This window comes from Pseudarthrobacter sp. S6 (genome assembly GCF_050156575.1).
In the GTDB taxonomy this organism is placed as follows: domain Bacteria; phylum Actinomycetota; class Actinomycetes; order Actinomycetales; family Micrococcaceae; genus Arthrobacter.
The window spans coordinates 3369450-3396246 of record NZ_CP189581.1; the positions used below are offsets into that span (position 1 = coordinate 3369450).

The 26797-nt window shown below is 66.3% G+C and carries 24 protein-coding genes and 1 pseudogene; 9 read left to right on the forward strand and 16 right to left on the reverse strand.

The window, feature by feature from the left end:
- Positions 1–13: 13 nt before the first annotated feature.
- From ACQCS0_RS16130 to ACQCS0_RS16140, 3 genes are all read right to left on the reverse strand, one after another.
- On the reverse strand, positions 14–1417 hold the full coding sequence (locus tag ACQCS0_RS16130; RefSeq protein WP_354153236.1) for a GAF domain-containing protein: 1404 nt from the start codon (positions 1415–1417) through the stop codon (positions 14–16).
- Positions 1418–1533: 116 nt separating this feature from the next.
- Positions 1534–2988 carry an FAD-dependent oxidoreductase gene (locus ACQCS0_RS16135; RefSeq protein WP_354222790.1) on the reverse strand — a complete coding sequence of 485 codons (1455 nt, stop codon included), beginning with the start codon at positions 2986–2988 and terminating at the stop codon, positions 1534–1536.
- Between the two features lie 80 nt (positions 2989–3068).
- Positions 3069–4064 (reverse strand): DNA topoisomerase IB, encoded by a 996-nt coding sequence (locus tag ACQCS0_RS16140; RefSeq protein WP_354222788.1) that lies wholly within the window; start codon positions 4062–4064, stop codon positions 3069–3071.
- Between the two features lie 93 nt (positions 4065–4157).
- On the opposite strand from ACQCS0_RS16140, the gene rarD reads away from it, so the two are divergent.
- Positions 4158–5144, forward strand: coding sequence for an EamA family transporter RarD (rarD, locus tag ACQCS0_RS16145; RefSeq protein WP_426939849.1), 987 nt, complete (start codon positions 4158–4160; stop codon positions 5142–5144).
- Positions 5145–5249: 105 nt separating this feature from the next.
- On the opposite strand, the gene gabT is transcribed toward rarD, so the two are convergent.
- On the reverse strand, positions 5250–6620 hold the full coding sequence (gene gabT / locus ACQCS0_RS16150; RefSeq protein WP_354153231.1) for a 4-aminobutyrate--2-oxoglutarate transaminase: 1371 nt from the start codon (positions 6618–6620) through the stop codon (positions 5250–5252).
- A gap of 75 nt (positions 6621–6695) precedes the next feature.
- Positions 6696–8126 (reverse strand): gamma-aminobutyraldehyde dehydrogenase, encoded by a 1431-nt coding sequence (locus ACQCS0_RS16155; protein WP_354153230.1) that lies wholly within the window; start codon positions 8124–8126, stop codon positions 6696–6698.
- Positions 8127–8283: 157 nt separating this feature from the next.
- Between ACQCS0_RS16155 and ACQCS0_RS16160 the strand changes: the two genes are divergently transcribed.
- On the forward strand, positions 8284–9717 hold the full coding sequence (locus tag ACQCS0_RS16160) for a PucR family transcriptional regulator ligand-binding domain-containing protein (RefSeq protein ID WP_354153229.1): 1434 nt from the start codon (positions 8284–8286) through the stop codon (positions 9715–9717).
- A gap of 51 nt (positions 9718–9768) precedes the next feature.
- On the opposite strand, the gene ACQCS0_RS16165 is transcribed toward ACQCS0_RS16160, so the two are convergent.
- Positions 9769–11436 (reverse strand): CYTH and CHAD domain-containing protein, encoded by a 1668-nt coding sequence (locus ACQCS0_RS16165; protein WP_354153228.1) that lies wholly within the window; start codon positions 11434–11436, stop codon positions 9769–9771.
- Positions 11437–11603: 167 nt separating this feature from the next.
- Here ACQCS0_RS16165 and ACQCS0_RS16170 point away from each other — a divergent pair, with 167 nt between their 5' ends.
- Together ACQCS0_RS16170 and ACQCS0_RS16175 are read left to right on the forward strand one after the other, a co-directional pair.
- Positions 11604–12827, forward strand: a complete 1224-nt coding sequence (locus ACQCS0_RS16170; RefSeq protein ID WP_354153227.1) for an MFS transporter — start codon at positions 11604–11606, stop codon at positions 12825–12827.
- 5 nt (positions 12828–12832) lie between these two features.
- Positions 12833–13513 carry a FadR/GntR family transcriptional regulator gene (locus ACQCS0_RS16175; RefSeq protein WP_354153226.1) on the forward strand — a complete coding sequence of 227 codons (681 nt, stop codon included), beginning with the start codon at positions 12833–12835 and terminating at the stop codon, positions 13511–13513.
- Positions 13514–13729: 216 nt separating this feature from the next.
- On the opposite strand, the gene ACQCS0_RS16180 is transcribed toward ACQCS0_RS16175, so the two are convergent.
- The gene (locus ACQCS0_RS16180; RefSeq protein WP_354153225.1) at positions 13730–14266 is read right to left on the reverse strand and encodes a hypothetical protein; all 537 of its coding nucleotides are present in this window, start codon (positions 14264–14266) and stop codon (positions 13730–13732) included.
- A 151-nt stretch (positions 14267–14417) separates the two neighbouring features.
- Here ACQCS0_RS16180 and ACQCS0_RS16185 point away from each other — a divergent pair, with 151 nt between their 5' ends.
- From ACQCS0_RS16185 to ACQCS0_RS16195, 3 genes are read left to right on the forward strand one after another with little or no spacing between them, the layout of a single operon-like run.
- Positions 14418–14705 carry a hypothetical protein gene (locus ACQCS0_RS16185; RefSeq protein WP_354153224.1) on the forward strand — a complete coding sequence of 96 codons (288 nt, stop codon included), beginning with the start codon at positions 14418–14420 and terminating at the stop codon, positions 14703–14705.
- 3 nt (positions 14706–14708) lie between these two features.
- Entirely contained in the window at positions 14709–15536 is an 828-nt protein-coding gene (locus ACQCS0_RS16190; RefSeq protein WP_354153223.1) for a DUF1206 domain-containing protein, read from the forward strand.
- 21 nt (positions 15537–15557) lie between these two features.
- The gene (locus ACQCS0_RS16195) at positions 15558–15998 is read left to right on the forward strand and encodes an SRPBCC family protein (protein WP_354153222.1); all 441 of its coding nucleotides are present in this window, start codon (positions 15558–15560) and stop codon (positions 15996–15998) included.
- A 138-nt stretch (positions 15999–16136) separates the two neighbouring features.
- Here the strand turns inward: ACQCS0_RS16195 and ACQCS0_RS16200 are convergent, their stop codons facing one another.
- The 5 genes and pseudogenes from ACQCS0_RS16200 to ACQCS0_RS16220 form a co-directional block, all read right to left on the reverse strand.
- The gene (locus ACQCS0_RS16200) at positions 16137–17603 is read right to left on the reverse strand and encodes an FAD-dependent oxidoreductase (protein ID WP_354153221.1); all 1467 of its coding nucleotides are present in this window, start codon (positions 17601–17603) and stop codon (positions 16137–16139) included.
- A 55-nt stretch (positions 17604–17658) separates the two neighbouring features.
- Entirely contained in the window at positions 17659–18927 is a 1269-nt protein-coding gene (gene cobA / locus ACQCS0_RS16205) for a uroporphyrinogen-III C-methyltransferase (protein WP_354153220.1), read from the reverse strand.
- A 74-nt stretch (positions 18928–19001) separates the two neighbouring features.
- Positions 19002–19325: an antibiotic biosynthesis monooxygenase gene (locus ACQCS0_RS16210; protein ID WP_354153219.1), complete on the reverse strand. Its 324-nt coding sequence runs from the start codon at positions 19323–19325 to the stop codon at positions 19002–19004.
- A gap of 135 nt (positions 19326–19460) precedes the next feature.
- Positions 19461–20404: pseudogene (locus tag ACQCS0_RS16215) on the reverse strand (PLP-dependent cysteine synthase family protein).
- A 111-nt stretch (positions 20405–20515) separates the two neighbouring features.
- Entirely contained in the window at positions 20516–21130 is a 615-nt protein-coding gene (locus ACQCS0_RS16220) for a helix-turn-helix domain-containing protein (protein ID WP_354153218.1), read from the reverse strand.
- A gap of 75 nt (positions 21131–21205) precedes the next feature.
- Between ACQCS0_RS16220 and ACQCS0_RS16225 the strand changes: the two genes are divergently transcribed.
- On the forward strand, positions 21206–21700 hold the full coding sequence (locus ACQCS0_RS16225; RefSeq protein ID WP_354153217.1) for a cupin domain-containing protein: 495 nt from the start codon (positions 21206–21208) through the stop codon (positions 21698–21700).
- Between the two features lie 12 nt (positions 21701–21712).
- Here the strand turns inward: ACQCS0_RS16225 and ACQCS0_RS16230 are convergent, their stop codons facing one another.
- The 4 genes from ACQCS0_RS16230 to ACQCS0_RS16245 all read right to left on the reverse strand — a co-directional run bounded on the left by ACQCS0_RS16230 (position 21713) and on the right by ACQCS0_RS16245 (position 25149).
- Positions 21713–22162, reverse strand: a complete 450-nt coding sequence (locus tag ACQCS0_RS16230) for an SRPBCC family protein (RefSeq protein ID WP_426939850.1) — start codon at positions 22160–22162, stop codon at positions 21713–21715.
- A 130-nt stretch (positions 22163–22292) separates the two neighbouring features.
- Entirely contained in the window at positions 22293–23261 is a 969-nt protein-coding gene (locus ACQCS0_RS16235; protein WP_354153215.1) for an ABC transporter permease, read from the reverse strand.
- Positions 23251–23976, reverse strand: a complete 726-nt coding sequence (locus ACQCS0_RS16240; protein WP_354153214.1) for an ABC transporter ATP-binding protein — start codon at positions 23974–23976, stop codon at positions 23251–23253. Before ACQCS0_RS16240 ends, ACQCS0_RS16235 begins: the two co-directional genes overlap by 11 nt.
- A 36-nt stretch (positions 23977–24012) precedes the next feature.
- The gene (locus tag ACQCS0_RS16245; protein WP_354153765.1) at positions 24013–25149 is read right to left on the reverse strand and encodes an ABC transporter substrate-binding protein; all 1137 of its coding nucleotides are present in this window, start codon (positions 25147–25149) and stop codon (positions 24013–24015) included.
- Between the two features lie 505 nt (positions 25150–25654).
- Here ACQCS0_RS16245 and ACQCS0_RS16250 point away from each other — a divergent pair.
- Positions 25655–26797, forward strand: a complete 1143-nt coding sequence (locus ACQCS0_RS16250; protein WP_426939851.1) for a DUF1611 domain-containing protein — start codon at positions 25655–25657, stop codon at positions 26795–26797.

Consider the following 26797-nt stretch of genomic DNA (forward strand, 5'->3'; position numbering starts at 1 on the left):
CGGCCACCGGTGGTCAGGCGCTGAGTTCAGCTTCCAGCCGCTCAAGGTCCGCAACGATGGCGGCCCGCTTCGGCGAGCGCAGCGGCAGCAGCTTCAGGGCCGCAGTCCGGACGTCGACGTCGTCCCTCGCCTCCGGGAGGGCAGCGTATTTGAGCAGCGTCTCGGCACTGCCATCTGTCAGGACCGCTTCGCGCATGAGCGAGGAGACCCTGTCGCGGAGGTCGATGATGCCCGGCGCTTCGGAGCGCGGCAGCACGGCGCCGCGGTAGATTTCAAGTGCAATCCGGTGGGCGCCGCGCTGCAGACAGTTCAGCACCTGCCCGCTGTCCGGGACCAGGTCCATGGTGAGTTTGTACGGGCGGGATTCCGGAACGGCGGCCGGGTTGAGCTGCTGGAGGATCTTGCGCAGCCGGACCATTTCCGCGCGGAGCGTCATGGTGGGGCCGTCGCCCGGGTAGAGCAAGAAGCTGAGCTCCTCGGCGCTCAGCCCGGCGGGGTGGGTGCTGAGCAGGGCGAGGATTTCACTGTGGCGGGCGGACAGCGCCACCGTTTTTCCTTCGATACTGAGCAGCGCCTGGTCACGGCCCAGCAGCTGCAGGCTGTTGCGGTACAGGCTGCCTTCCTTAGCACCGCCGGCTCCCCCGGCCCGCGTCGAATCCGAGCTGGCCGACCGTGCCCCAGACGCTGTACTGGTGTTCCGCCGTCGGGCCGGCCGGCTGGCTAGGGTCGCCGCCAGCTGCAGGCGCTCAACTCGGAGCTGCGCCTGAGCGGCAGCGACGGTCGCCTCTACGAGGGACAGCGTGTGGGCCGCCACCGCACTGGCTTTGCCCGTGATGTCCACAACGCCCAGCAGCGCACCGGAATCCGGATCGTGAAACGGGACGGCGGTGCAGCTCCATGCGTGGACGGATCGCTGGTAGTGCTCCGCCCCGGAAATCTGGATCCCGCGGCCCAGGGCCAGGGCAGTTCCGGGCGCACTGGTCCCCACCGTGGCCTCTGACCAGTCGGCGCCCGGGACGAACATCATGCCTTCGGCGCGGCGCTGCAGGGCGGGATCCCCTTCCACCCAGAGCAGCCGGCCAACCTCATCACCGACGGCAACGAGCAGGCCGCTATCGTGGCTGGGCTGGACCAGGAGCTTGTGGATCACGGGCATGATGATGGCCAAGGGGTGCTGCCGCCGGTATTCCTCAAGCTCATCAGTGTCCAGAACCAGGGGTGCTTCAGGGTTGTCCGGGTTGGCCTGCAGTTTGACGGAACGCTGCCAGGATTCCCGGATCAGCCTGCGCAGCCCGGGGATTTCCGGCGCGTCCGGAAATGCATGGGCGCCAAGCTGCTCATGCGCGGCCAGGGCATCACGCTGGGCCAGAGCTGTCGCTTCGCCGTCAGATGCCGGCGGCAGGATCAGGTTCCTCATCGAACTCCCACTTGCGCTCGGCTTGCAGGCGCGGCACATTGCAGCCAGCCTGGGTTTAGCCCAGTCTAACGCCGCCCCGCACCCGCGCCTAGGGATGGAGTGAGGGAGGGCGGGGGTCAGGCGCGGGAGATGCTGATCATTTCCTCGCGCGGGACTACCTTGATGCGTTCACGCACGACGGCGGCGGTCCCGTCGGTGCCCGGCTTACCTTCGGTCCACGCGGCGCCGAGGGCTGCTTCGTGCGCATCCAGCTTGATCCAGCCCTCCCACGTGGTGAACTCGATGCCGCGCTCCTGCAAGAGGTCGATGATGGCCTGCGGATCAGGATTCTCGGCCGGGGGAAGCGTGAGCCGGTCCTCCAGCAGGAAGCCGATGGTTTCCAGGGCGTCGCCCTTGGTGTGGCCGATCAGGCCGACCGGCCCTCGCTTGATCCAGCCGGTGGCGTAGATGCCGGGGACGGGGTTGCCGTCGGCGTCGAGCACGCGGCCGCCCTCGTTGGGGATCACGCCGCGTTTGGCGTTGTATTCCAGCTCGTCCAGGGGCGAGCCGTGGTAGCCGATGGCTCGGTACACGGCCTGGACGGGGTAGTCCACAAACTCGCCCGTGCCCTTGACGTTGCCGGTGCCGTCCAGTTCCATCCGCTCAAACTTGATGCCGGCCACCTGGCCGGACCCGCCGTCGTCGGGGTCCTCGTAGACCTCAACGGGGCTGTGCAGGAAGTGCAGGTGCAGGCGGCGTGAGGACGGTTCTTCCGCTTCGGCGTGCTCTTCCACGAGCCAGTTGGTCAGCGTGTTCACCATGGTTTTGATCTGGTTGTTGCTGCGGATGGCGTCATCGGAAGCCTCATCGAACTCAAAGTCCTCCGGGTACAGGACAATGTCCACGTCCTTCATGTGGCTGAGCTCGCGCAGCTCCAGCGGCGTGAACTTGACCTGCGCCGGGCCACGGCGGCCGAAGACGTGCACGTCCGTGACCGGTGAGTTCTTCAAGCCCTGGTAGACGTTGTCCGGGATCTCGGTGGTGAGGAGTTCCTCGGCGTGCTTGACGAGCATCCGGGCCACATCCAGCGCCACGTTCCCATTGCCGATCACCGCGATTTCCTTGGCTTCCAGCGGCCAGTCGCGGGGCACATCGGGGTGGCCGTCGTACCAGGACACAAAGTCGGCGCCGCCGAATGATCCCGCCAGGTCGATGCCCGGGATAGGCAGATCGGCGTCCTTGATGGCGCCGGTGGAGAAAATTACGGCGTCGTAGAAGGCCCGGAAGTCATGGAGGGTGAGGTCGCGGCCGTACGTGACGTTGCCCAGGAAGCGGATGTCGCCCCGGTCCAGGACCTTGTGCAGCGCGTTCACGATCCCCTTGATGCGGGGGTGGTCCGGCGCTACGCCGTAGCGGATCAGGCCGTACGGGGCAGGGTAGGCCTCGAAAAGGTCGATGCTGACCTCAAAATCGCCGTCCTTAACACCGCTGGACTTGGTCAGGATGTCCGCCGCATAAACACCTGCCGGCCCCGCACCCACAATGGCAACGCGGAGTGGACGCTTGGAGGTGGTTTCGCCTGGGTTGGACACCGGGAGCCCTTCTGGAACGAGGAGATTGCGACGGAGACGCGCAGTGCAGCGCGCAGTGCAGTTGCGCACAATGTCCCATTCTAAATGTGTTCCAGCGGCACCACGTCGCCTTCCCGGTACAACAGCGCCCGGAGCTCGGCCTCCGCGGAGTCCAGGCGTTTGGGGTCGATGGTCTCCCCCGCGGCAAAGTGGTCCAGCAGCCGGGGATCAACATAACTTTTGCGCGCGATGGACGGCGTGTTCCCCAGTACCGCGGCAGCCTCCTGCATGGCCACGCTGATGGCGCCCTTCCGCGCCGAAACAGTCCTCTGCGGGCCGCTGCGCGCCAAGCTGACGGCGGCCGCCACGGTTCCGCGCAGCGTCCGGAAGTCCTTGGCGGTGAAGTCCAGGCCCGTCCGCTCCTTGACGTAGGCATTGATGTCCGCGCTGGTGACCGGCCGCCAGGTCCGGCCCTCCTTGTACGCCAGCAGCCTGGCATTTCCACCGCGGCGCTTAAGCGTCCGCACCAGGGCGGCGAGGTCGGCGTCGTGGATTTCCGATTCCCAGTCCTTGCCGCTCTTGGCCGGAAACTTCAGCTCCAGGCACTCCCTGCGGACGTGGACATGCGCACACAGGAGCGTGGCCAGGCCGCGGCTGCCGTTCTCGTTGGTGTACCGCTCGGATCCCACGCGCAGGGACCCGCTGTCCAGCATCCGGAAAGCCGCCGCCAGTACACGTTCGCGGCAGGTACCGTCGCTGTGCAGGTCCAGGGTGACCAGCCGGCGGGCGGTGGGCAGCGACTCGGCCAGTTGCAGGGCGCGGTCAAACTTCACCCGGTCCTTCCGCTCGCGCCAGGCAGGGTGGTAGATGTACTGCCGCCGGCCCATCGCATCCAGGCCGGTCGCCTGGATGTGACCGTTGTCGAACGGTGCAATCCAGACATCGGTCCAGGCCGGCGGGATGCCGATGCTCTCCAGCCTGTCCCGGACCGGCCCCGGCGGCAGCGTGGAGCCGGCCAGGTCCCGGTAGCTGAAGCCCGTCCCGGCGGGCACGCGACGGTAGCCGCGGCCGTTCGCGTTGCTACGGCGGAGCCTCACGGGACGGCCACCTGGGAGTTCATCGGTTCCATGAAGGACAGCGTACTGACTATTGACTGGAATACGAGTCCAACAACTGGTGTTATTGGTTAGGTGCCTACTCCCCCTGAAACGAACTCCTTGCCCAAGACCGCCGTCACCGCTCCATCCGGTCTTAAGGCTGTGGACAAGGAGACGACGGCGGGAGTCCTGTTCGGGTTCGGCGCGTACGGGTTGTGGGGGCTGCTTCCGCTGTACTTCTTTGCGCTGATGCCCGCCGGAGCGGTGGAGATCGTGGCCAATCGTGTGGTGTGGTCCCTGCTTTTCTGCATCCTCCTGATCACCGTCACCCGGTCCTGGCGCGCGCTGGCCCGTGCCTTCCGGGACCGCTCGGTGTTCGGTTCACTGGCCCTGGCGGCTGCCCTCATTGCCGTGAACTGGCTGACGTACACCTACGGCGTCACCACCGGCCAGGCTGTCGAAGCGGCGCTGGGCTACTTCATCAATCCGCTGGTCTCGGTCCTCCTGGGTGTGTTCGTCCTCAAGGAGAAGCTGCGCCCCCTCCAGTGGGCCGCCGTCGGGATCGGTTTTGTCGCAGTAGGCGTACTGACGGTCAGCTACGGCAAACTGCCGTGGATCGCGCTGACGCTGGCCTTCGGCTTTGGGCTGTACGGGTTTGTGAAGAAACGGGTTGGCCCGAAAGTGGACGCGGTGACCAGCCTCAGCCTGGAAACCATCGTGCTGGCCCCGATCGCCGCGGCCACCATGGTGTTCCTGGGTGTCAGCGGCTCGGCCACCCTGGCCAGCCAGGGCCCCGGGCATTTCTGGCTCCTGGCGGCCTCCGGCGTGATCACTGCGGTGCCGCTGCTGTTCTTCGGCGCATCGGCCCGCCGGCTGCCCATGACCACCCTCGGGCTGCTGCAGTACGTCGCCCCGCTCCTGCAGTTCATCGTGGCGCTGGTGGTGTTCCAAGAAGCCATGACCGTTAGCCGCTGGATCGGCTTCGGGGTGGTGTGGCTGGCCCTGCTGCTGCTGACCGCCGACATGCTCCGGGCAACCCGCAAGAACTCGTTGGCAAGGAAGCGGGCCCGCACCTCATGAAACGAGCGCGAACGAACACTTGAGGCCCTGGAAACGTGAGTTTCCAGGGCCTCAAGTGTTCGTTCGCGCCGTTGCGAGGGGACGCTAACTCTGTGGGGCTGGGTCCTAAGCGTTGGCCTTAATGGCCGCAGCCAGGACGTCCAGGCCGTCGTTCAGCAGGTCGTCGGTGATGACCAGCGGCGGCAGCAGGCGGATGACGTTGCCGTAGGTGCCGCAGGTGAGGATGATGACGCCTTCCTTGAGGCAGGCGGCGGCCACGGCCTTGGTCAGCTCGGGGTTGGGTTCCTTCGAACCGGCCTGGACCAGTTCGACGGCCAGCATCGCGCCGCGGCCACGGATGTCGCCGATCACGGCAGTCCCGGCGCCGGCGAGCTCAGCCTGCAGCTCCTGCAGGCGTCCCGCGGCGAGCTGCTCGATGTGGCGCGCGCGGCCGGCGAGGTTGTATTCCTCCATGGAGCCGATCGCGGCCAGCGCGGCAGCGCAGGCAACCGGGTTACCGCCGTAGGTGCCGCCCAGTCCGCCCGGGTGGACGGCGTCGAGCAGGTCCGCGCGGCCGGTGATTGCGGACAGCGGCATGCCGCCGGCGATGCCCTTGGCCATGGTGATGATGTCCGGGACAACGTCCTCGTGGTCCACCGCGAACCATTCGCCGGTGCGGCAGAAACCGGACTGGACCTCGTCGGCGATGAACACCACGCCGTTGGCCTTGGCCCAGGCGGCCAGTGCCGGCAGGAAACCCTCGGCCGGGACAATGAAGCCGCCCTCGCCCTGGATGGGTTCGATGATGATCGCGGCCACCTGGTCGCCGCCGATCTGCTTCTCGATCATGGTAATGGCGCGCTTGGCGGCCTCCGCACCGGTGATCGAGGCGTTCTCCTCGCGGTACGGGTAGCTCATGGGCATGCGGTAGACCTCGGGCGCGAACGGGCCGAAGTTGGTCTTGTACGGCATGGCCTTCGCGGTCAGCGCCATGGTCAGGTTGGTGCGGCCGTGGTAGGCGTGGTCAAAGGCGACGACGGCGTCACGCCCGGTGGCGAGGCGGGCCACCTTGATGGCGTTCTCCACAGCCTCGGCGCCGGAGTTGAACAGCACGGTCCGCTTCTCGTGGCTACCCGGGGTCAGGCGGTTGAGCTGCTCCGCGAGGGCAACGTAGCTTTCGTACGGAGTGACCATAAAGCAGGTGTGGGTGAAGTGCTCCACCGCTTCCTTCACGGCCCCGACGACGGCGGGATCGGACGCGCCGACGCTGGTCACCGCGATGCCCGAGCCGAGATCAATGAAGGAGTTGCCGTCGACGTCGTGGATGATGCCGCCGTCTGCGTCCGCAACGTAGACCGGAACGGCGGAGGCAACACCAGCGGCGACCACTGCCTTGCGGCGCTCGGTCAGGGCGATGGACTTGGGGCCCGGGAAGTCGGCCTGGACACGGCGCTTCTGTTCCAGGCGGAAGGTGATTTCACTTGCTGTGGTGCTCATGGGGTTTCCTTTCAGGGCCCGGTGATCGAGCCTGTCGAGATCCAGGGTTTCGACAGGCTCAACCACCGGGAGTTGCTAGGCGTCGAGTGCGCTCATGACGTGCTTGATGCGGGTGTAGTCCTCGACGCCGTACATGGAGAGGTCCTTGCCGTAGCCGGACTGCTTGAAGCCACCGTGCGGCATTTCGGCGGTGAGGAGGATGTGGGTGTTGATCCAGACCGCGCCGAAGTCCAGGTCGCGGCTCATCCGCATGGCGGTGCCGTGATCGGACGTCCAGACGCTGGAGGCGAGGGCGTATTCGACGTCGTTGGCCAGCTCGAGTGCCTCCGCTTCGGAGGCGAACTTCTGCACGGTGATGACCGGGCCGAAGGTTTCCTTCTGGACGATGTCGTCCGTCTGCTTGGCGCCGGTGATGATGGTGGGTTCGAAGAAGAAGCCCTTGTCCCCGGCGCGGTGCCCGCCCGTAACAATCTGGCAGTTCTCCGGGAGGTGCTCCACCACGGAGGTGACGGCGTTGAAGTGGTTCACGTTGTTCAGCGGGCCGAAGTAGTTGTCTTCGTCGTTCTGCGAGCCGGTGTGCAGCGTCCTGGTGTGCTCAACCATGGCCGCCACGACGTCGTCGTGGACTGAATCCTCAACCAGCACCCGCGTGATCGCGGTGCAGTCCTGGCCGGCGTTGAAGAAGGCGAACTCGGCGATGGCCGCGGCGCTCTTCTTGATGTCCGCGTCCTTGAACACGATGGCCGGGGCCTTGCCGCCGAGCTCCAGGTGGGCGCGCTTGAGGCCCTTCGCGGCCCCGGAGGCAACGGCGATGCCGGCCCGGACGGAACCCGTGATGGAGACCAGGCCGGGGACCCGGTGCTCCACCATCATCGCGCCGGTTGCGCCGGTTCCCAGAACGACGTTCAGGACGCCGGCGGGCAGGATGGCGCCGGCCAGGCGGGCCAGCACCAGGGTGGATTCCGGGGTTGTGTCCGAGGGCTTGAGGACCACGGTGTTGCCGGCGGCGAGCGCCGGGCCGATCTTCCAGATGGCCATCAGGAACGGGTAGTTCCAGGGGGCAACCTGGGCCACGACGCCGATGGGTTCGCGGCGTACATAGGAGGTGTGGCCTTCGAAGTACTCGCCCGCGGACTTGCCCTCGAGGATGCGCGCGGCACCGGCGAAGAAGCGGAGCTGGTCCGCGCCGGCGGCAATTTCCTCGGACGCGATCAGGCTGCGCACCTGCCCGGTGTTGCGGTGCTGGGCCTCCACAAGTTCGTCACTGTTGGCCTCAACGGCGTCCGCGAGCTTGAGGAGCATCAGCTGGCGCTGCCCGGGGGTGGCGTGCTTCCAGGTCTTGAAGGCGTCCTTGGCCGCGGTCATGGCAGCGTCGACGTCGGCCTGGATGGACACAGGAGACTGCGCCACAACCTCGCCGTTGGTGGGGTTAACGATGTCCAGCAGGTCGGTGCCCGCAGGCGTGACGAACTCACCATTGATGAAGTTCTGCAAGGTTTGAACCACGGTGTACAACCTCTTTCATAGGGAACATCAGCTGCAAAGCGGATGGTTGCGACAGCCTTGAGCCTATGCCAGCACCTTCACCCCGGGGAATAGCCACCTGCACACCCTTAGCCGCACTGTTTAGTGCGGTTGACCAGCATCCGTCTATCCTTGGACCATGGCCATTTCCCTCGCCACCCTGCTCGGCGTGCACTCCCTCCACCTCTCCAATGCAGGCCTTGCCGAGACCACCTGGCACGAGGACATCAACTGGGTTGCCGTCACGGAACTGGAAGACCCGCAGCGCTTCCTCAGCGGCGGCGAACTGGTACTGACCACCGGCATGCGCCTGCGGTCCGCGCCCGAGCAACGGCGCTTTGTCCGGCAGGTCCAGCGCGCCGGAGCCGTGGGCATCGGCTTCGGGACCGGTCTGACGCACGACGCCGTCCCGCCGGCCCTGATTGCCGAGGCCAACCGCTGGGGGCTGCCGATCGTCCAGGTGCCGTACGAAACGCCGTTCATTGCCATCGGCAAACTGGTGGCGGAAGCGCAGGCCGCGGATCATGTCGCGAAGCTGGAACGCCTGATCGCGGGCCACCAGGTCCTGGCCCGCGCGCTCCTCACCGGCGGCGGCCTCGCCCAACTCCTGAAGCACCTGGGCGGGATGCTGCGGACGGAGATTGCCCTCACCCAGTTCACCGCCCACCTGTACAACAACAGCTCCGAGCTCCCCTCCGCTGACACGTGGTCCTCCTACCCCATCCCCACCGGCCGCCGCGATGCCTGCACACTGTGGGTCCGCCAGCCATTCGAGGATTCAGGGATCATCGGCTATGCCCAGAACCTGATCAGCGTGGAGCTGAACAACATGGTCAAGCAGCGCCAGGCCCAGCGCGCCCTGTGCGGCCAGGTGCTCGAGGACGTCATCCACGGCGCCCTGGAGACCAGCGAGGCCCAGCGGCGCCTGGCCGGCGTGGGCCTGAACAGCACACGCAAAAACGTGGTGCTGCTGGCGGTGTCCGCCGCCCATCACAAGGCGCTGGTGAGCACCTCGGTGCCGCAGCCGCTGGAGAACGCGGTGGCCGCCGTCGTCGGGAAGGACCTGGTGGTGGTGATTAACGACGACGGCGGTGCGGCACCTGCGCTGGCCAGGCGCCTCAGCGACCACCTGGCTGAGGCCGGGATCCACGCGACGATCGGGATCGGCGGCGGGTACACCAAGCCGAATGGCCTGCGCTGGAGCTACTTCGAGGCGCGCGATGCGGCCAGCCACGGCCTGCCGGTTAACGAGCCGGAACGCCTGAGCCTGACGTCCCTGTTGCTGGCCAGCGAAGACGTTCCGCTGGCTGACATGGCACACGAGTCGTTGAACCCACTCCGCGCCTTCGACGCTGCCCACGGCGCGGAACTGGTGACCACCCTGGAAAGCTACCTGAACAACAACGGTTCCGTGGCCGCCGTCGCCGAAGCCCTGACCCTGCACCGGAACACGGTGCGGTACCGGTTGGCGCAAATCACCGAACTCACCGGCTACGATCCTTCGGTCACAGCGGACCGCGTGCAGCTGTGGCTGTCGCTTGCCGTGTCGCGGCTCGGAGCGCGGCACCCCTGACGACCGCAACGCGGGGTCACATCGCGCCCATGTTACGGCCCCGGATGGGCGCTAAATGACCCCGCGTTGGAGGCGTTGGCGGGACTTCTTGCGTTCCTTCCGGTACTCGGCTTCGGCGTCGGCCGCGAGCTGTACCTGCCGCGTATGGAGGGTGACGTAGGCCGACGCAACAGCCTCGGGCAGGTCCGGCGCGGCCGCAAGCTTGGCCAGCAGGTCCCGTGCCACCACGCTGTCGTGAAAGTCTCCGAGGACCTGCTGCTGGCGGTGCGCGGCCTTGGCGATCTTCGCGGCGCGCTTACCGTGCACCGGCGCTGCGGACTCCGCCACGTGCCGCAGCCGTTTGGCGTCCTTGCGCACGTCGTGAAGGGCTGTCTCGTGGTCCGCTCCCCGGCGTGCACGTTTGGCCGTCCTCGCTGCGCGCTGCAGGCGTTTGGCGGCCTTGGCCACCAGCTTCCCTGCCGCCTTACGGGCCGGGGCTGCGCCTTCGGACCGGACCGGCGGGTGGTCACGGAAGGCTTCCAGGTCATCCAGGAGCCGGAAGTACCGTTCGGAAAGCAGTGCCTTCTGGAGTTTCCGGTAGGCCTTGTTCAATCTGTTGCCGAGTTCATCGTCCAGCCGGCCCTTCACTGCCGAGGCCAGCCCGGGCGGCAGTTCGGCCGTGTGCCCGAGCAGGCGAGCCAGCATCACTTCGGCGTCGCGGGGCGACCCCAGCACGCTGCCGAGCCATTTCAGTTCGGCACTGAGGCGCCGCCCGGCCACGGGACTGTAGAGCCGGCGGTACGCTGCGAGCGCGGAACGGGCCCGGCGGGTGGCCGACCGCAGATCGTGCACAGCCTCGGGTTCCTCCAGACGGACGCCGGGATCATGTGCCAGGATTTCGCGGATCTGCGCAGCCAGGTAGGCGGTCAGCAGGTCTGACACCGGATCCTTCTTGCCGGGACTTTTTGGCCCGGCCGCGGCACCGGACTCCGTGGCAGGCAGCGCCAGGACCTTTGCCAGCTTCGAGCCGTGTTTGGCGGGGCGAGCCCCGGCGGCCGCCAGGATTTGCTCAGCGGCCGGGAACAGGTCAGGACTCCCGTGCACCAGCTCGAGCTCCCATTCGCGCCACTGCCGTGTACGGGTATTGCGGTCCGGGGCGGCTTCCCCGTCGGGCTCGGCCGCGCGGCCCTCAGCGACGTCGGGAGCACGGTCGGGAGCACCGCCCGCAGCGAGATCTGCCGCGCCGAGCAACTCTGCGCTCACGCGGTCATCGGCCAAATCCGCCAGGTGGCCTCCGTCCGCACCGTACAAAGGATAAGTGGTGCGCCGGGTTTCGAGCCGGACCACCGGGGCGGCATCCTCACCGCGGAGGTACGCCAGCACGTGCGCCAACAGGCTGTCGGGAACGACGCCGGGCTGGCCCAGCGGGGCGTGCAGCTCGCGGCGCCGCTGGGGTTCCGAGCCGGAGACGACTGACGTGCCACCGGCCCCGTCGCCGGACCGGGGGCCCTCCGCGGTCAGCTTCAGGTGCCAGCCGGCGTCGACTCCGCCGGTGCGGCGGCGAAGGGTGATGTCGCGGACGGCGAGCGTATGGCCTGCTGTGTCGAAGTACACCGCTTCCAGGGTGTCCACGTGGGGCTCCCCCACGCGGGCCACCCCGGGGATGTCCGCGAGCGCCGGCACCTCGGCGTCCGGGCCGACGTCGTACTTCTTTTCGACCTCAACTGCCTCCGAAGCCATGACCGGCCGTCCTTCCTCAATGATGGGCGCCAGATCCAGCTGGACAAGTTCTCACGAGCCCGGGACGGAACTCTTGTGGCCCGAGTCTATGCCCGCATCATTAATAGCCGGGAGAGGTTGGCCACAGAACCCTAGACATCAAACGTCTGACGTCTAACGTTAAGGACATGACTGTTTCCCCTTCCGGTACCCCGACGCTGTCCGACGCGCCGCCCAAGCCGCGTACCGCCGTCGTGTTCGGCGTCATTGCGCTGGTGCTTATTGGCCTGAACCTGCGCGCGGGGATTGCGGCGGCGTCGGCCCTCCTCCACGATTTTCAGCAAGTCCTTGGCTACGGACCGCTGGTGGCAGCGATCATCCCGTCCATCCCCACGCTCTGTTTTGCGGTGGCGGGGGCCGCGACGTCATGGCTGACCGGACGGCTGGGCGTGGAGAAGGCAATCCTGCTGGCGCTCGGATTCCTGGCCGGCGGGCTGCTGCTCCGAGGGATCCCGGCAACGGGCATGCTGGTGGCGGGCACCGTAATCGGGATGTCCGGCCTGGCGGTCTGCAATGTGGCTATGCCGTCGTTCATCCGCGAGCATTTCGCCAGCCGCACCTCGGCGATGACCGCGCTCTACACCGTCACCATGACCACCGGCGCCACCGTCACCGCGGTCGCCGTCGTCCCGTTGGCGTTGGCACTCGGCTCACCGTCCGCCGCAGTCGGCACCATCGGATTCCTTGCCGTGGCCGCCTTCCTGGGCTTCCTGCCCGTTGTTCTGCATGCGCACCGCAACAGCGTCCGGAACACTGCTGCCCGCATCTCCCCATGGCCACTGCTCCGCACCCGGAAGGGCCAGCTTCTCACCGCCCTCTTCGCCCTCCAGGCGCTCCTCGCGTACTCGCTGATCAGCTGGTTCCCGTCGATGTTGATCAACATGGGCATCAATTCAGCTGACAGCGGCCTGATGTACGGGCTGATGCAGCTTATGTCCGTACCGGCCGGCATGGTGCTGCTCGCCATCGGCTCGCGGCCGCGGATGCTCCGGCCAGCGTTGTATCTGGTCAGCACCACCATGGTGGCCGGCCTGGCCGCTCTGATGTTCCTGCCGGTGGGCCTGGCCGTCATCCCCACCGTCCTGCTTGGCTTCGGCCTGGGAATTTTCCCGCTGGTGATGGTGATGATCAGCCGGAGCGGGACGAGCACCGCGGAGACCACTGCTCTGTCCACGCTGGCGCAGTCCACCGGCTACCTGCTGGCCACGGCCGGCCCCTTCGGTGCCGGCCTGTTGTTCAGCGGGACTGGCGGCTGGACGCTTCCCCTCGCACTGCTGCTGGGCCTCGCCGTGGTCCAAGTGGTGGTTGCACACCTCATCTCCCGTGCCCCCTTGTCCGCCCTGAAGAAGTAGGCGCCATGACCCTGAGCACCTCACCCCGCCAGCCCCTCGCCGACGAGGTCACCGCCAAACTCCGTCAGATGGTCCACTCCGGCGAATGGCCCCTGGACCAGCGCATCCCGTCCGAGCCGGAGCTGATGCATGGCCTGGGGGTCTCGCGCGGCACTTTGCGCGAAGCCATCAAAGCCCTGGCGCATAGCGGGATGCTGGAGGTCCGCCGCGGCGACGGCACCTACGTCCGCGCCACCAGCGAGATGTCCGGCGCCGCCCGGCGGATGTACCAGGACCACACGGACGAACACATCCTCGAGGTCAGGCTCGGCCTTGACACGCAGGCGGCGCGCCTCGCAGCCCGGAATGCAACGGCCGACGACGTCGCCGACCTGCGCACGGTGCTCGCCACCCGGGAAGTCGCCTGGAACGCCGGTGACTTCGAGCGGTGGGCCCGCGCGGACTGGGCCTTCCACGCGCGCCTTGCCAAAGCCTCCGGGAACCCGCTGCTGCACGAGCTCTACGTCAGTTTCGGCGATGTCTTCCACCTGGACCTGCTCAAACAGCAGCGCAAGGGCAGGCTGGACGGTCTGACGAATGAAGGCCATGGTGCCGTGGTGGACGCCATCGAGGCCCACGACGCCGATTCCGCGGTGGCCAGCGTCAACCAGAACCTTAACACCTGCGCGGAGTGGCTGCGGGCGTAAGTCCAATTTCTGCCCGACCCGAGTCCGTCGGAGCCGTATCTTCCAATCGACGCGCATATTCCCTGGCGCACCGGAAATCTCAGGTGCGCCAAGGAATGTGCGCGTCGCAAGCACTTTTGCGCGTCGCAAGCTCAGCGCCCGACGGCGGTCCGGCACCTGGGTGCCGCACCGCCGTCGGGCGTTGCCACGTCTAAGTGCTGCGGCTGCCGCTGCCGGTCAGGGGCGGAGGCCCTGGAACACGTTCTTGGGCCGCTGCATCTCACCATGCTTGGCACCGAGGATAATCACGGCACCGGCGAAAGCAGGAATGGCCCACTGCAGCATTTTGAGCTGCTGCTGCGCCGACTTCAGCTCATCGGAGGCCCCTGCCCTGGGCTCCGTGGCCCCCTCGCCGCCCTGGTCCGCGAGCTGGTCCACCTTCTTGCCGAGAATCCCGGCGTACAGTGTCACGGCGGCGCCGGCCACGGTTACCGCCGTCTTGATCACAGTGTCCCGCGCCACGCCGTCCTGCTTCGCGATGCGGTCCTTGTTCTCAAAGGCAATCGCGAGGTCAGCCAGCAAATGCGAGGCGAAAGCCGCCGTCTGGACCGGCGCCCACTTCATCCAGCCTGCGCTCGAAAGGCGGGTGCGCTCGGCCGGATCCTTGGCCTCCGCAGTGGCGCCGTTCAACCCAATAGCGCCCATTAGCGCGCCGCCGAACCATGCCGCAGCGCTCAGATCGTGAACGGACCGGGCAACAAGATTTCCTGCCATGATGTGGATTCCTAACGTCGAACTGGTTCCGAAATGCCGCTGGTGCGGCCTGTCCTGGCCTGGCCCATATGGGTCATATGGGTCATGGTAAGCACACTTATCAATGTTACGAAACCCCGACTTGCACCAGGTTTCGCGTAATATCGTCGCCATGGAACCAGGGACCTTGTTCGGTTGGGCATTTGGCGACCCCGCCCGGGAAGATGACGGCGCATACATGGCGGGCCTTGAGAAGGATGCACTGGAGAACGCCAGGGAGACCGCCAAGGCCAACGGCGTAACAGTGGTTGCTGGCTCCGAGGTTTTCACGGCCCTGGGCGCAAATGACAGCCGGGTGGAGCTGGATCACGCTCCGGGCAAGCTGGTGGTCCGTTGCACGGTGCGCGTTGAAGGCCAAGGGGCCGGGAAGCTCCACGCTGAGGGGCCCATGAACGGCTGACTCATGGCAGACGGGGAATCCAGCATCAGCGAGGCGGCAGACGCCGTCGAGGAGGCGTCCGACACCAAGGCGCTGGACGTTGTGGCGCGTTCGGGTTTTGCCGTGATGGCCCTGCTTCACATCATCGTTGGTGCGATTGCCATCGCCCTGGCCTTCGGCCAGCCGGGGCAGGCGGAAGCCACCGGTGCCATCGAGCAGCTGGGCGCCAACCCTTGGGGACCGGCCGTGCTGTGGTCCTGCGTCGTGGCGTGCACCGGCCTGGCTTTGTGGCAACTCAGTGAGGCCACCCTCCGGTCGCGGCGTCTTCCCCGAGCGAAGCGGCTCGGAAAGCTGATCTCCTCCGGCTTTTTGGCCGTAGCTTACGGAAGTGTGGGCCTCAGCTTCGCCGGGTTTGCCGTGGGCCTGCGCGGAGATTCCGGAGACACCACACGCGATTTCAGCACGGCCCTCCTGAACACGCAGTTCGGGCTGCCTGCGCTGGTGGCGGTAGGCCTGACCACCATGGGCGTTGGCGTCTACTTTGTGGTGAAGGGACTGCGGCGCGGGTTCAAGGAGGAACTCTTCCGGTTCGAGGGCACCCGCCGCGGCAAGCTCATCGACTCCTTGGGCGTCACCGGGCACGTGGCTAAGGGAATCGCGCTGAACCTGGCCGGACTGCTGTTTGTGATCGCCGCGGGGAAGCAGAGTCCCGAGGAATCCACCGGGCTGGACGGAAGCCTCAAGGCGCTCCGAGACCATCCGTTCGGCCCGTACCTGCTTGTCGCGATCGGGGTGGGTTTTATCTGCTACGGCCTGTTCGCGCTGGTCCGGGCCCGGTTTGGCAGGATGTAACCACCAAGGGAAGGGAAGCCAATGTCAACCGTGAGCCAACTGTTCAACTCCCCGGCCGTCGACGTCTGGAAAGTGATCGCCGACGGCTGGCTCTACTCCGGCTGGGTGGTGGGCGCCTCCCGCATCCGGGCCGTCGACGCGCAGTGGCCCGGGACCGGCTCCCGGCTGCACCACTCCGTGGGCCCCTGGCCACTGGTGATCAATGACAGCACCAGCGTGGCCGCCGTCGAACCCGGCCGCTCCCTGGAACTCGTGGCGCGTGGCTGGCCGCTGGGTGAAGCCAAAGTGGTGATCACACTGGAGGATCTGGGCACACAATGCCGGGTTTCCATCGCCGAGGACGCCATCCGTGGACCGGGCAAGGTTGTCCCCAAAGTGCTGCGCGACGCACTGATCGGCGCCCGGAACTGCGAAACCCTCAGCCGGCTGGAACTCATGGCGGCCGGTGGGGCGGGGCGTTAAAGCAACGGGGCCCACGCCCGCAGGGTTCCCTGGCCGAGCTTGCGAGGCTAGGGCGCGGGTGGGGAGGGTCACTTCGCGCCCATCCCAGTGGGATTTATGGGCGCGAAGTGACCCCGCGTTGGTTGTGGGAGGCGCCGGTTAGACGTTGGCGGCTACGCCGTCGCGGGAGATGGCAACCATGTCCTCGCGCGGCACCACCTTGATGCGCTCTCGCTGGACCTCAACGCCGTGGGATCCGCCGGCCTCCGTGGCTGCGGCACCAAGCGCGAGTTCGTGCGCGTCCAGCGCCAGCCAGCCTTCCCAGCTGGTGAACTTCACGCCGCGGGCGTCGAGGAGTTCGACGACGGCGTCAGCGTCGGGAACATCGGCGACCGGAAGGTTTTCGCGGTCTTCCAGCAGGTACGTCACGGTCTCGAGGGCGTCGCCCTTGGTGTGGCCGATGAGGCCCACCGGTCCGCGCTTGATCCAGCCGGTGGCGTAGATGCCCGGCACGTGGGTGCCGGCGGCATCCAGGACGCGGCCGCCGTCGTTCGGTACCACGCCCTTCTTGTGGTCGAACTCGATCTCCGGCAGCGCCGAACCGAAGTAGCCGATCGAGCGGTAGACGGCCTGGACCGGGTAGTCCACGAACTCGCCGGTGCCGCGGGCGTTGCCCGTGCCGTCCAGCTCGGTGCGCTCGAACTTCATGCCGGCAACCTTGCCCGGCGTCGCGGCGTCGTCGTAGATCTCCACCGGGCTGTGCAGGAAGTGCAGGTGCAGGCGGCGGGAGGCGGTGAGCTCGGAGAGGTCCTCGGGCTGCTCGGCGATCCAGTTGGTGAGCGTGCCCACCATGGTCTTGGTCTGGTTGTTGCTCTGGATCTGGCGGTCCGATTCCTCGTCGAACTCGAAATCCTCGGCGTAGAGGATGATGTCCACGTCCTTGGAGTGGGAGAGTTCGCGCAGTTCCAGCGGGGTGAACTTCACCTGGGCCGGGCCGCGGCGGCCGAATACGTGCACATCCGTGACGGGCGAGTTCTTCAGGCCTGCGTAGACGTTGTCCGGGATTTCGGAGACGAGCAGGTCGTCGGCGTGCTTGGACAGCATCCGGGCCACGTCCAGGGCCACGTTGCCGTTGCCGATCACCGCGACCTCCGTGGCGTCCAGCGGCCATTCGCGGGAAACGTCGGGGTGGCCGTCGTACCAGGAGACAAAGTCTGCGCCGCCGTAGGAGCCATCCAGCTCGATGCCCGGGATGTTCAGGTCCGCGTCCTTGATGGCGCCGGTGGCGAAGATGACGGCGTCGTAGTGCGTGCGGAGATCCTCGATGGAAATGTCCGTGCCATAGTCCACGTTGCCGAAGAAGCGGATGTCGCCGCGGTCCAGGACCTTGTGCAGGGCGTTGACGATGCCCTTGATGCGCGGGTGGTCCGGGGCAACGCCGTAGCGGATCAGGCCGTAGGGTGCCGGGTAGCGGTCAAAGAGGTCGATGCTCACGGTCAGCTCGCCGCTCTTGACGGCTTCGCTCTTGGTGAGGATGTCCGCGGCGTAAACGCCCGCCGGGCCGGAGCCCACGACGGCAACGCGCAGCGGACGCTCGGCTGATCCTACGGAGGTGCTTGATGACACGGCTGTGTTCCTTTATCTTCTGCATGGACTTCAGGGGGTAAGAACGTGGGTGGGGCTAGATAGTGAAGGCTCTTGCGGTGGTGCGGGGGCTGTTCGGGGTGGTGGTGCTGTAGTCCGCTGTCCTGAAATGCGACGGCGCGAACGGGCTGACGCGGACAACGTCGCCGATCACAATCACGGCAGGATTTGCGACGCCGGTGGCTTCCGCCTGGTCGGCGATGGAACCGAGCGTGCCGATCGTTACGCGCTGATTCGGCAGATAGCCGTTCTCAACGATGCCAACTGGAGTGTCCTGAGGCAAGCCGGCGCTGGCCAGGGCGGCGGCGGAGTCGCGAAGTGCGGCCACGCCCATCAGCAGAACGATGGTGTGGTCCGCCCGCGCGGGGACCTCGGACAGCTCTTCATGGCCGGTGACCACGCTGAATCCCTTGGCCAGGCCGCGGTGCGTCACGGGAATGCCGGCGGCTGCGGGAACGGAGATCGCGGACGTGACGCCGGAGACCACTTCGACCTCAACGCCGTGCTGCCGGCAGTATTCGGCTTCCTCGCCGCCGCGGCCCAGAACGTACGGGTCGCCACCCTTGAGCCGGACCACTCGGTGCCCTTTCAGGGCTTCGTCCACGAGGATGCGGTTGATCTCGGCCTGCGGCACGGGGTGGTGGCCGGGAGTCTTGCCCACCTCGATGACGCGGACGTCGGGGGCCAGTTCGTTGAGCAGTTCGCGCGGGCCGAGGCGGTCTGCCACGACGACGTCGGCCTGGCCCAGGAGCCGGCGGCCGCGGACGGTGATGAGGCCCGTGTCGCCGGGCCCGCCACCCACAAGGGCCACGGAACCGCCAGACGCTCGGCGGCGGCGCAGCGGGAGATCTCCGGTCTCCAGGGCGGTGGCGACGGCGTCGCGCAGGGCCATGGCGCGGCGCGGGTCTCCCCCGGCGTTCACGGCGATCTGCACGTCATCAACCACGGCGACGGCGGGCGTCCACGCGGCTGAGGCTTCGTGGTCGGAGGCGTTGACACACCAGATGCGCTGCGCCTCGGCGTCGGCCGACACCTGGGTGTCCACGGCGGGATCGCCCGTGGCCGTCTGGACGAACCAGACGCCGTCGACGTCGGACGGAAGGTAAGTGCGCGGCTCCCAGGTGAGGAGGCCGGCGTCGGCCAGTTCGCGGAGCGCTGCGGAGGCAACGGGAGCCACGACGGTGACCTGTGCACCGGCGTCGAGCAGACCCTTGGCGCGGCGGGCAGCCACGGGGCCGCCGCCCACCACCAGCACGGGGCGGCCGAGCAGCCGCAGTGCTGTGGGGTAAATATCCTGAATTGCCATGAATCAACGGTAGGGCCGCGCAGTTTCACCAACAACGGCAGCGGAAACACCAGTTCACGTAAGGTAACGGGGCGTCACATTCTGTTCAGTTCCGGTTCGGCCTCCTTCACGGCTATGAGCTCGACCAGCCGGATGTTGGGATCCTTGGCCAAGAGGCTTGGGCCATGTTCGCCGAGCGCCGCCGGGATGGCACCGTTGAGATGCTCCTGCCGCGCTTCCTCGGTCTCGAAGGTGTCGAAGATGCCGAAGGTGTTTTCGTCGACGCGAAAGGCGTACCAGGTCTTAGTGCCCGGCTCGGTGGCCACAATGTCACGGCCTCCGCTGAGGAAGTCCCAGACGTCCTGCTCCTTCCCCGGCTTGGCCTCGACCAGTGCCAGTACTCCAAAGTTAAGCGCCATTGCAGTCTCCTCAAGAACATCAGCGGAATCGGCCGCCTGCCGGCCTATTCCAGAGTCTAGGAAGCTGCCCGGACCAGAACAAGGGTGCGCCGGAACTTTGGGATTCCGCTGACGGCGTCGCGGTGCGAGTCCTGGCTACTGCCCGTAAAGACCGGTACTGAGATAGCGAAAGCCGGAGTCGACCATGACTGTGACAACGGTTGCGTCTGGACCGAGCTGTTCGGCCACGCGGAGCGCGGCAACCACATTTCCTCCGGAGGAGGTCCCGGCGAAGATGCCTTCCTCGCGGGCGAGCCGCCGGCTCATCGCCATCGCTTCCTCGGAAGAGACCCGTTCAATCGCATCCACCTCCGCTGGCTCCCAGAGCGGGGGAATAAAGCCGATGCCGGTCCCCTCGATCCGGTGGGAGCCCGTCGGGCCCCCGGAGAGTACAGCAGACTCGGCGGGCTCGACGGCGACGACCCGCAGCCCGGGAAGGTGCGCACGAAGGGCACGCGCCGTGCCGTGGATCGAGTGGGCGGTTCCGACGAACTGGACGAAAGCGTCGACTCGGCCGTACGACTGTTGCCAGATTTCTTGGCCCAACGTAAGGTAACCCGTCATGGCGTCGCGGTTGTTGAGCTGGTCGCAAGCCCAATGGCCTGGCTGCGCGCTCAGTTCACCCGCCCGGGCGATCATCGCCTTGATCAGCCGCTCTGTGATCCGTCCGTGGTCGCTCGGCACGTCCTCGACCGTTGCCCCCAGCGCCTCCATGGTCCGGCGTTCTCGTCACTGAACGCGTCCGAAAAGACGACGTGGAGCCCGTAGTCCTTGGCTGCGCAAACCAGGGCAAGCGAGATGCCAGTTGTCCCGGCGGTGTACTCGACGACGGTATCGCCGGGGGTGATATCGCCGCGGGCTTCGGCACCTCTAATCGCCGCCACGGCCATCCGGTCCTTCATGCTCCCGGTGGGGTTCGCGAACTCAAGCTTGGCGAGCACCCTGGCCGATCCTGCCGGCACCACTTTGCCCAGCTCGATCAGCGGCGTAGAGCCGATCCCCGCCAGTACGCCCTCGCCTGCCCCCACCGCACGTTCCATGGCCTTCCTCACATCGCGCAACGCCTGCCCTGATGCCTCCGGATAAGTCCCAAGGTATACCCCTCAGGAACCGGGAGTCGCGGCATATTCCGGTGCAACGGGGCGGACGTGTCAGCCCCGTTCCGGGGGTCCGTCCAGCAGCGCCTGCTTCAGGAGTGCACCGGCAGTCCACCGCATAGAAGCGACCGCCTCCTCCCTGCTCAGGCCGCCGACATCAGTTAGCCAGACCAGGGATTCAATGCCTGTGGCGCTGCGGATCGCCAGAACCAACCGATGAATCTCCATCTCGGACATTTGTTGCTGAAGCGGGGCCAGGGCCTCTGCGATCCAGGCGATGGCGCGGCCCTGCCGGAGGGGCAGGCTCCGCTCCTGGCCCGCAGGAAGTTCGAGCGAGAGCCGCAACATGGTGCGCTGCTGCCCTTCGGTACGGACGATCATCCGAGTGAATTCGACCACCACGGCGTCCAGCCGCTCGGCGACGTCGGCCGGCGGATTTTCGGGCAGCATCGACGTGGCTGCGGTTTCCGGATGGGCTGCAGCCAGCAGCTCCCGCTGCCCAGGGAAGTACCGGTAGGCGGTGCTGCGGGCCACTCCGGCCAACAGTGCGGCGTCGTCCACCGTGGGCGCGGCGCCATCCGCAACAAGCTGGCGCGCCGCAGCTACCAGCGCATCAAGGGTGCGGCGCTTCTGGCCGGTGCGGCCGACGTCTACATAGGGTCTTGACATGATCTTTATGGTACTCCAGTCTTGTTATGGGACACGAGTCCCATAAGTCTTCCGACCACTCTCGAGGCGACCACCATGACGACGAAGAATTCAACATCCGCAGTTGTCCGGCAGCCCGGCGAAGGGGCCAGGCGCTGGTTCTTCGGCGGCGGGGTGCAGACCTGGAAGGCGACCGAGGAAGACACTGCCGGGGCGTTCCTGCTCTTCGAGGACGAAATGGCCCTCGACAAAGTCACACCCCTGCACACACACCCGGATTCGGACGAAACCATGTACATCCTGGCCGGCGAGATCCTGATGAACATGGACGGCACGGAGCACCGGATCGCGGCGGGTGGCGTGGTCATCGCGCCGAGGGGAGTCCCGCACGCCTTCAAAGTCCTTCAGGAGGGGACCCGCATGCTGTGCCTGCACACCCCCGGCGGCGCCCAGGCGTTCTACTTTGGCGCGAGCGAACCGCTGGTTGATGGCGAAGGAACAGGCGTTGTGGATTTCGGCCGCATCCGTGAATCAGGGCGGTTGAACGGCGGCATCGAGATCCTGGGGCCGCCGCCGTTCCCTCAGGCTTAGCCTCGGGACCCGTTAGTCCTCAAGGCCGGCCACGAACCGGCCGCGGTCGGTGATGAGCCGCTGCAGGTAGCGGCGCAGGACCAGGTCCTCCACCAGGCGGCCCAGGATCCCAAAAGGTGCCGTGAACTCCACGCGGTCCGTCATGATGCTGCCGGTGGCCGTGGTCTCGAACTCGTGGACGTGCCGGAACCTTTTGAATGGGCCCCTGACCTGTTCGTCCGTGAAACTGTTGGGAAAGTCGAGTGCGGTGATCCGGCTTGTGATCCTCAGCGGGACGCCGAAATGCCGGGCCGCCCACGTCACTTCCTGGCCTTCACCAATCAGGCCCGAGGTGACCCCGCCAACCGCCCGTTCCCCGGCGACTTTCTGGGAATCCAGGTGCGCCTCAATGCTGCGTGCGAGATCGAACAGGCGCTCCCGCGGGAGGGCGGATGCGGTGCGGCACACGAAGCTGACAGTCATGGCGCCAGTCTGCCAGACCGACGGGACTGGCTGTCGGGCGCTGCTGGGCACTAGAAACCAACGCGAGGTCAGATCCGGCCCAATAGACGGTGGTTATCGGGCCGGATCTGACCCCGCGTTGGATGGAGGGTTAGCGGGTGCTGCCGGCGAGGAGGCCGCGGCTGCGGAGGAGGCGCTTCTCGATCGGCGCGAACACCAACAGTTCGATCAGGATGCCGACGGCCAGGATCAGAAGGATCGCTGACATCACGATGGTCATGTCGGATAGGTCGCGGCCCTGGTTCAGCATGGAGCCGAGGCCGAAACCGATGGTGCCGCCCACGGCGATGATTTCCGCGGCCATCAGCGACCGCCACGAGAACGCCCAGCCCTGTTTGAGACCGCTGAGGTAGCCGGGCAGCGCGGCAGGCAGGATGATCTGCACGGCCATCTGGAAGCGGTTGGCGCCCAGAACGGTGCCCACGCGGCGGTACTGCGGCGGGATCTGGTCCACGCCGGAGATCAGGCCGTTGATGATGGACGGAATCGCACCCATAAAGACGACGAAGTAGACGGTGGCGTCCGTGAGGCCGAACCAGATGATGGCAGCGGGCACCCAGGCCACAGACGGCAGTACCTGGAGTCCTGAAATCAGCGGCCCGAAGGCCCGGCGCAACGGCGCGACCTGGGCTAACAGCAACCCCACCGGCGTTGCGATGGCAACGCTGATCAGGAACCCGACCAGCCCGCGCTGCAGCGAAGTCCACACCGCTTCCTGCAGCTTGCCCTCGCCCCAGAGGGTACCGAACTGACCAAGGACGTCCAGCGGACCGGGAACCTGGTCGCGGCGCTTGAGGCCAAGGGAAACGTAGAACTGCCAGATCAGGACAAGGGCCACAAGGGCCGCGACGGGCAGGAGCACACGGCCCCAGTCGATCCGGTGCTTGCGCGCGGCATCGGACTGCAGCGAATCCAGCCCGGCCTCGAGCTCGCGCAGGTCCTCGTGCCCGGTGGAAGATCGCGTCAGCGCGGCGTGGACTTTGATGGTTTCCTGCTCAGTCTCAGCCTCAGCTGCGACCAGCGGGGCGCTCCCGGCGAGGGGCGTGGGGTTATTTGGCATGGCGGCGAATCTCCTCCCGCAGCCGGGCGGTGATGACCCCGGTCAGCTGTCCGGCCAGGCCGGCGTCGGTTCGGTGTTCCTCGGTGACGGCCCACTCCTGGACCACGCGGCCTGGGCGGGACGACAGCAGCAGCACGCGCTGGCCCAGCCGCACGGCCTCGCGGACATTGTGGGTCACAAAAACGATGGTGCGCCCGGTTTCCTTCCAGATGCGTTCCAGCTCGTCATGCAGGAGGTCGCGGGTGATCGCGTCTAGGGCGGCAAACGGCTCATCCATCAGCAGCAATTGCCGGTCCTGCGACAGCGCCCGGGCCAGCGCCACGCGCTGGCGCATACCGCCGGAAAGCTCATGCGGGCGCTTGTCCCCGGCCCCGCCGAGGTGCACCAGCTCGAGCAGCTCATCGGCCTTGCTCCGGCGTTCAGATTTCCCCACACGTCGCAGCTTCAGGGCCAGTTCGATGTTCTCCCGGGCGGTCAGCCAAGGGTAGAGGGCGGCGTCCTGGAACATAAAAGCTGCGCCGTCGCTGGGCACTTCAAGGGCGCCCGACGTCGGGACGTCCAGTCCCGCCATGATGTTCAGCAGCGTGGACTTGCCGCAGCCAGACGCACCGAGGAGGGCTACAAATTCGCCCGCGCCGATGGTGGCGTTGACGTCGTCGAGCACCGGGGCGCCGTCGCCGAAGCGCTTGCCCAGGTTTTCCAGTACGACTGGCATGGTCCCGTCCTTAGGTAGTGGTGCGGTAGGTGGCGGTCAGTCCCGGCCGAGGCCGGCAGCGGAGACCCGGCGGGCGGTCCCGGTGACTTCATTCAGGGCCCGGAGATCGAACAGTCCCGTGATGTCCGCCTGCTTGGTGGTGCCGGCCTGCACCCCGTTTTCCAGGAGCTTGGGGTAGGTTCCCGCGAGCGGATCCACTGTGAACACCACGTTCTTCAGGGCCCGATCAAGGACATCGGCGGGAAGCGCCGCGCCTGCCGATTCCTGCAGGGCCTCGTTGATGACGGCCGTTTTCTGTGCATCGGGCGTGTCATTCAGCCATGCCACCGACTCGACGTGGCCCTTCAACAGTGCCTTCACGGTCTCCGGATGCGCGGCGGCGAACTTCTTGTTGACGATCAGGACGGTGGTGGGAAACTCGCCGGCCTTGCCGGAAAGCGAGCCGTCCCAGAGGTCTTTTTCGTCCACCAGGACCTTGGCTCCGGCCTGGAGCACCAAACGGGAGGCCCAGGGCTCGGGCAACCACGCGCCGTCGAGCTTTCCGTCCTGGAACAGTTTCAGCGTCTGGGCGTTTTCGGTGGGGTTAATGGCCACGTCACCGCTGCCGCCCACATTGGTCTTGTAGCCCTGCGAGCCAAGCCACGCGCGGAGGGCCACATCCTGCGTCCCGCCCAGCTGCGGCGACGCCAGGGTCTTTCCCTTGAGCTCGGCCGCGGACGTGATCCCGGGACGCACAACCAGCTGCGCACCACCGGCAGCGGCACCGGCAATGATGCTCACGGACTCCCCTTCGCTCTTGACGAACGAGTTGATAGCGGGGTTCGGGCCGATGTAGGTGGCGTCGATGGCGCCGGCGTTCAGCGCTTCGATCGCGGCGGGTCCGGCGTTGAAAGTTTCGGTGCTGAGCTTGGTGTCGCCCAGGTTCCGGGCGAATATCCCCTCCTTCAGGCCTACCAGGGCGGGGGCATGGGTCAGGTTTCCAAAGTAGCCCAGCTTCAGTTCTGCGGCCGGACTGGGCGACGGGATGGCTGCCTCAGCCGCCGTATTGCGGGAAATGGTGGACGCCACCACGGCACCGGCAGCGATCAGGAGGACGAGTGCGATCGCCAACGCCGCCTCGACGGCGCGTTTGCGCTGGGGTACTGCGTTTTCGCCTGCCACGATGCGGGTCATCCCGGGCCTTGAACTGGTCATTGTTTCACCATAGGGAGAGACATAAACCCATTCAATGAAGCAGAAACGGGGGGTCACGCGGGTTCATGCAGCGTCACATGCCTAGTGGTGAGAAGAGGGCCATACTGCTGCTTGATGACAAAATAGGGGGTTTTGCCTGTGACACTGGACGCAAAGTGGCCTCGTTCGGCGCTCCGGTCTCTTATGTGGCTGCTAACACATTGATACCCCTCTGACCTGCACTAATGCGCCTACTCCAACGGAACGGCTGACTAGGGGCCTTCTGTCTCAAGTAGTGCCCTGCCTAAAACTGCGTACCAATTCCGGGAGTTCGCGTGAGCGGTGCTGACAGAAGGGGTACAACCTTCCCTTATCCCGTACCAAAGCACCGCGTACGGTGCCACATATGACGACGAACCGACGCGTATGGGTTAAGCCACTGGAAGCGGATCGAGTTACAAAGGCAAAGGTTGCTTTCACCACTAGACGAGTATTGCCAAACAGCATGAGTTCGCTGATCTCCGGGGCGGTCCGCCCAAGGTCCGGCGACTTAGTCCTTGCGCGTATCGTCCAACTGGGCCATCACCGTCACATCGAGCAGCCAAACGGACGTCGAGCCGTGCTGCACGACGACGATGAAATCATCGTCACCTACGGCGACAGGTATGCCACTGACCAATTTGAGTCACAGGTTCCCGCGACACTGGGCCAAGCCCAACTGGTGGCATCGGGTGGTATTGCCTCTGAAGTACTCAGCCGCAGTCAGGCAGTCAGGCGGGCAACGGAAATCGAGCCCATCGGTCTGGTTGGTAACGCCAAGGGCAACCCTCTGAACGTAGACGATTTCGCTCTGAAGCCAGTCAGGCCGCAGCTTCCCCGTCCCCGGACAATAGCGGTCATCGGAACGGCGATGAATTCCGGTAAGACCACCACTGTCCACTGCCTCGTCCACGGCCTGGGCAAGGCGGGTGTCCGCGTGGGCGCTGCGAAAGCAACCGGGACGGGGTCCGGAAACGATTACTGGTGCATGCTCGATGCCGGCGCCCACTTGATGCTGGACTTTACTGACGTTGGACTGGCCTCTACCTACCGTCAGCCTATGGATGTGGTGGAGGCCAAACTCGGCGAGCTGATCAATCACCTCACGGCGTCAGGAACTGATCTAAACCTCGTGGAAGTCGCCGACGGCATCTACCAAGGCGAGACTTCCCGGCTGCTGGAGTCCGAGGTTTTCCGGTCCATGATTGACGCAGTAATCTTCGCTGCGCCTGACTCGATGGGTGCGATGGCCGGCGTAAGTCATTTGCAAAAACTTGGACATAATGTCTTGGCTGTTACTGGGCTTCTTACCCGCTCACCCTTGGCGATTCGGGAAGCCGAGGCCGTGACGGGGCTGCCGGTGCTGACCCGCGAGGAGCTCACCAGTCCAGCGACGGCAGCCCCTCTGCTTGGAATCTCCGACATCCTTCACGCGGCAAGCGCGGACAAGGCCCAATCCGCGATCGAGGCTCAGCAAGTCCCCGCGACCAGCGAGGTGCTGATTGGCCCCTTCAACGCATCTCCTGACCAGCCCCGGCCGCGGCCACGGCCGGGGCTGTTCGGATTCCCGAGGCCGGCGACTTCCGCTGGCAGCCCGGACGCGTGGTAA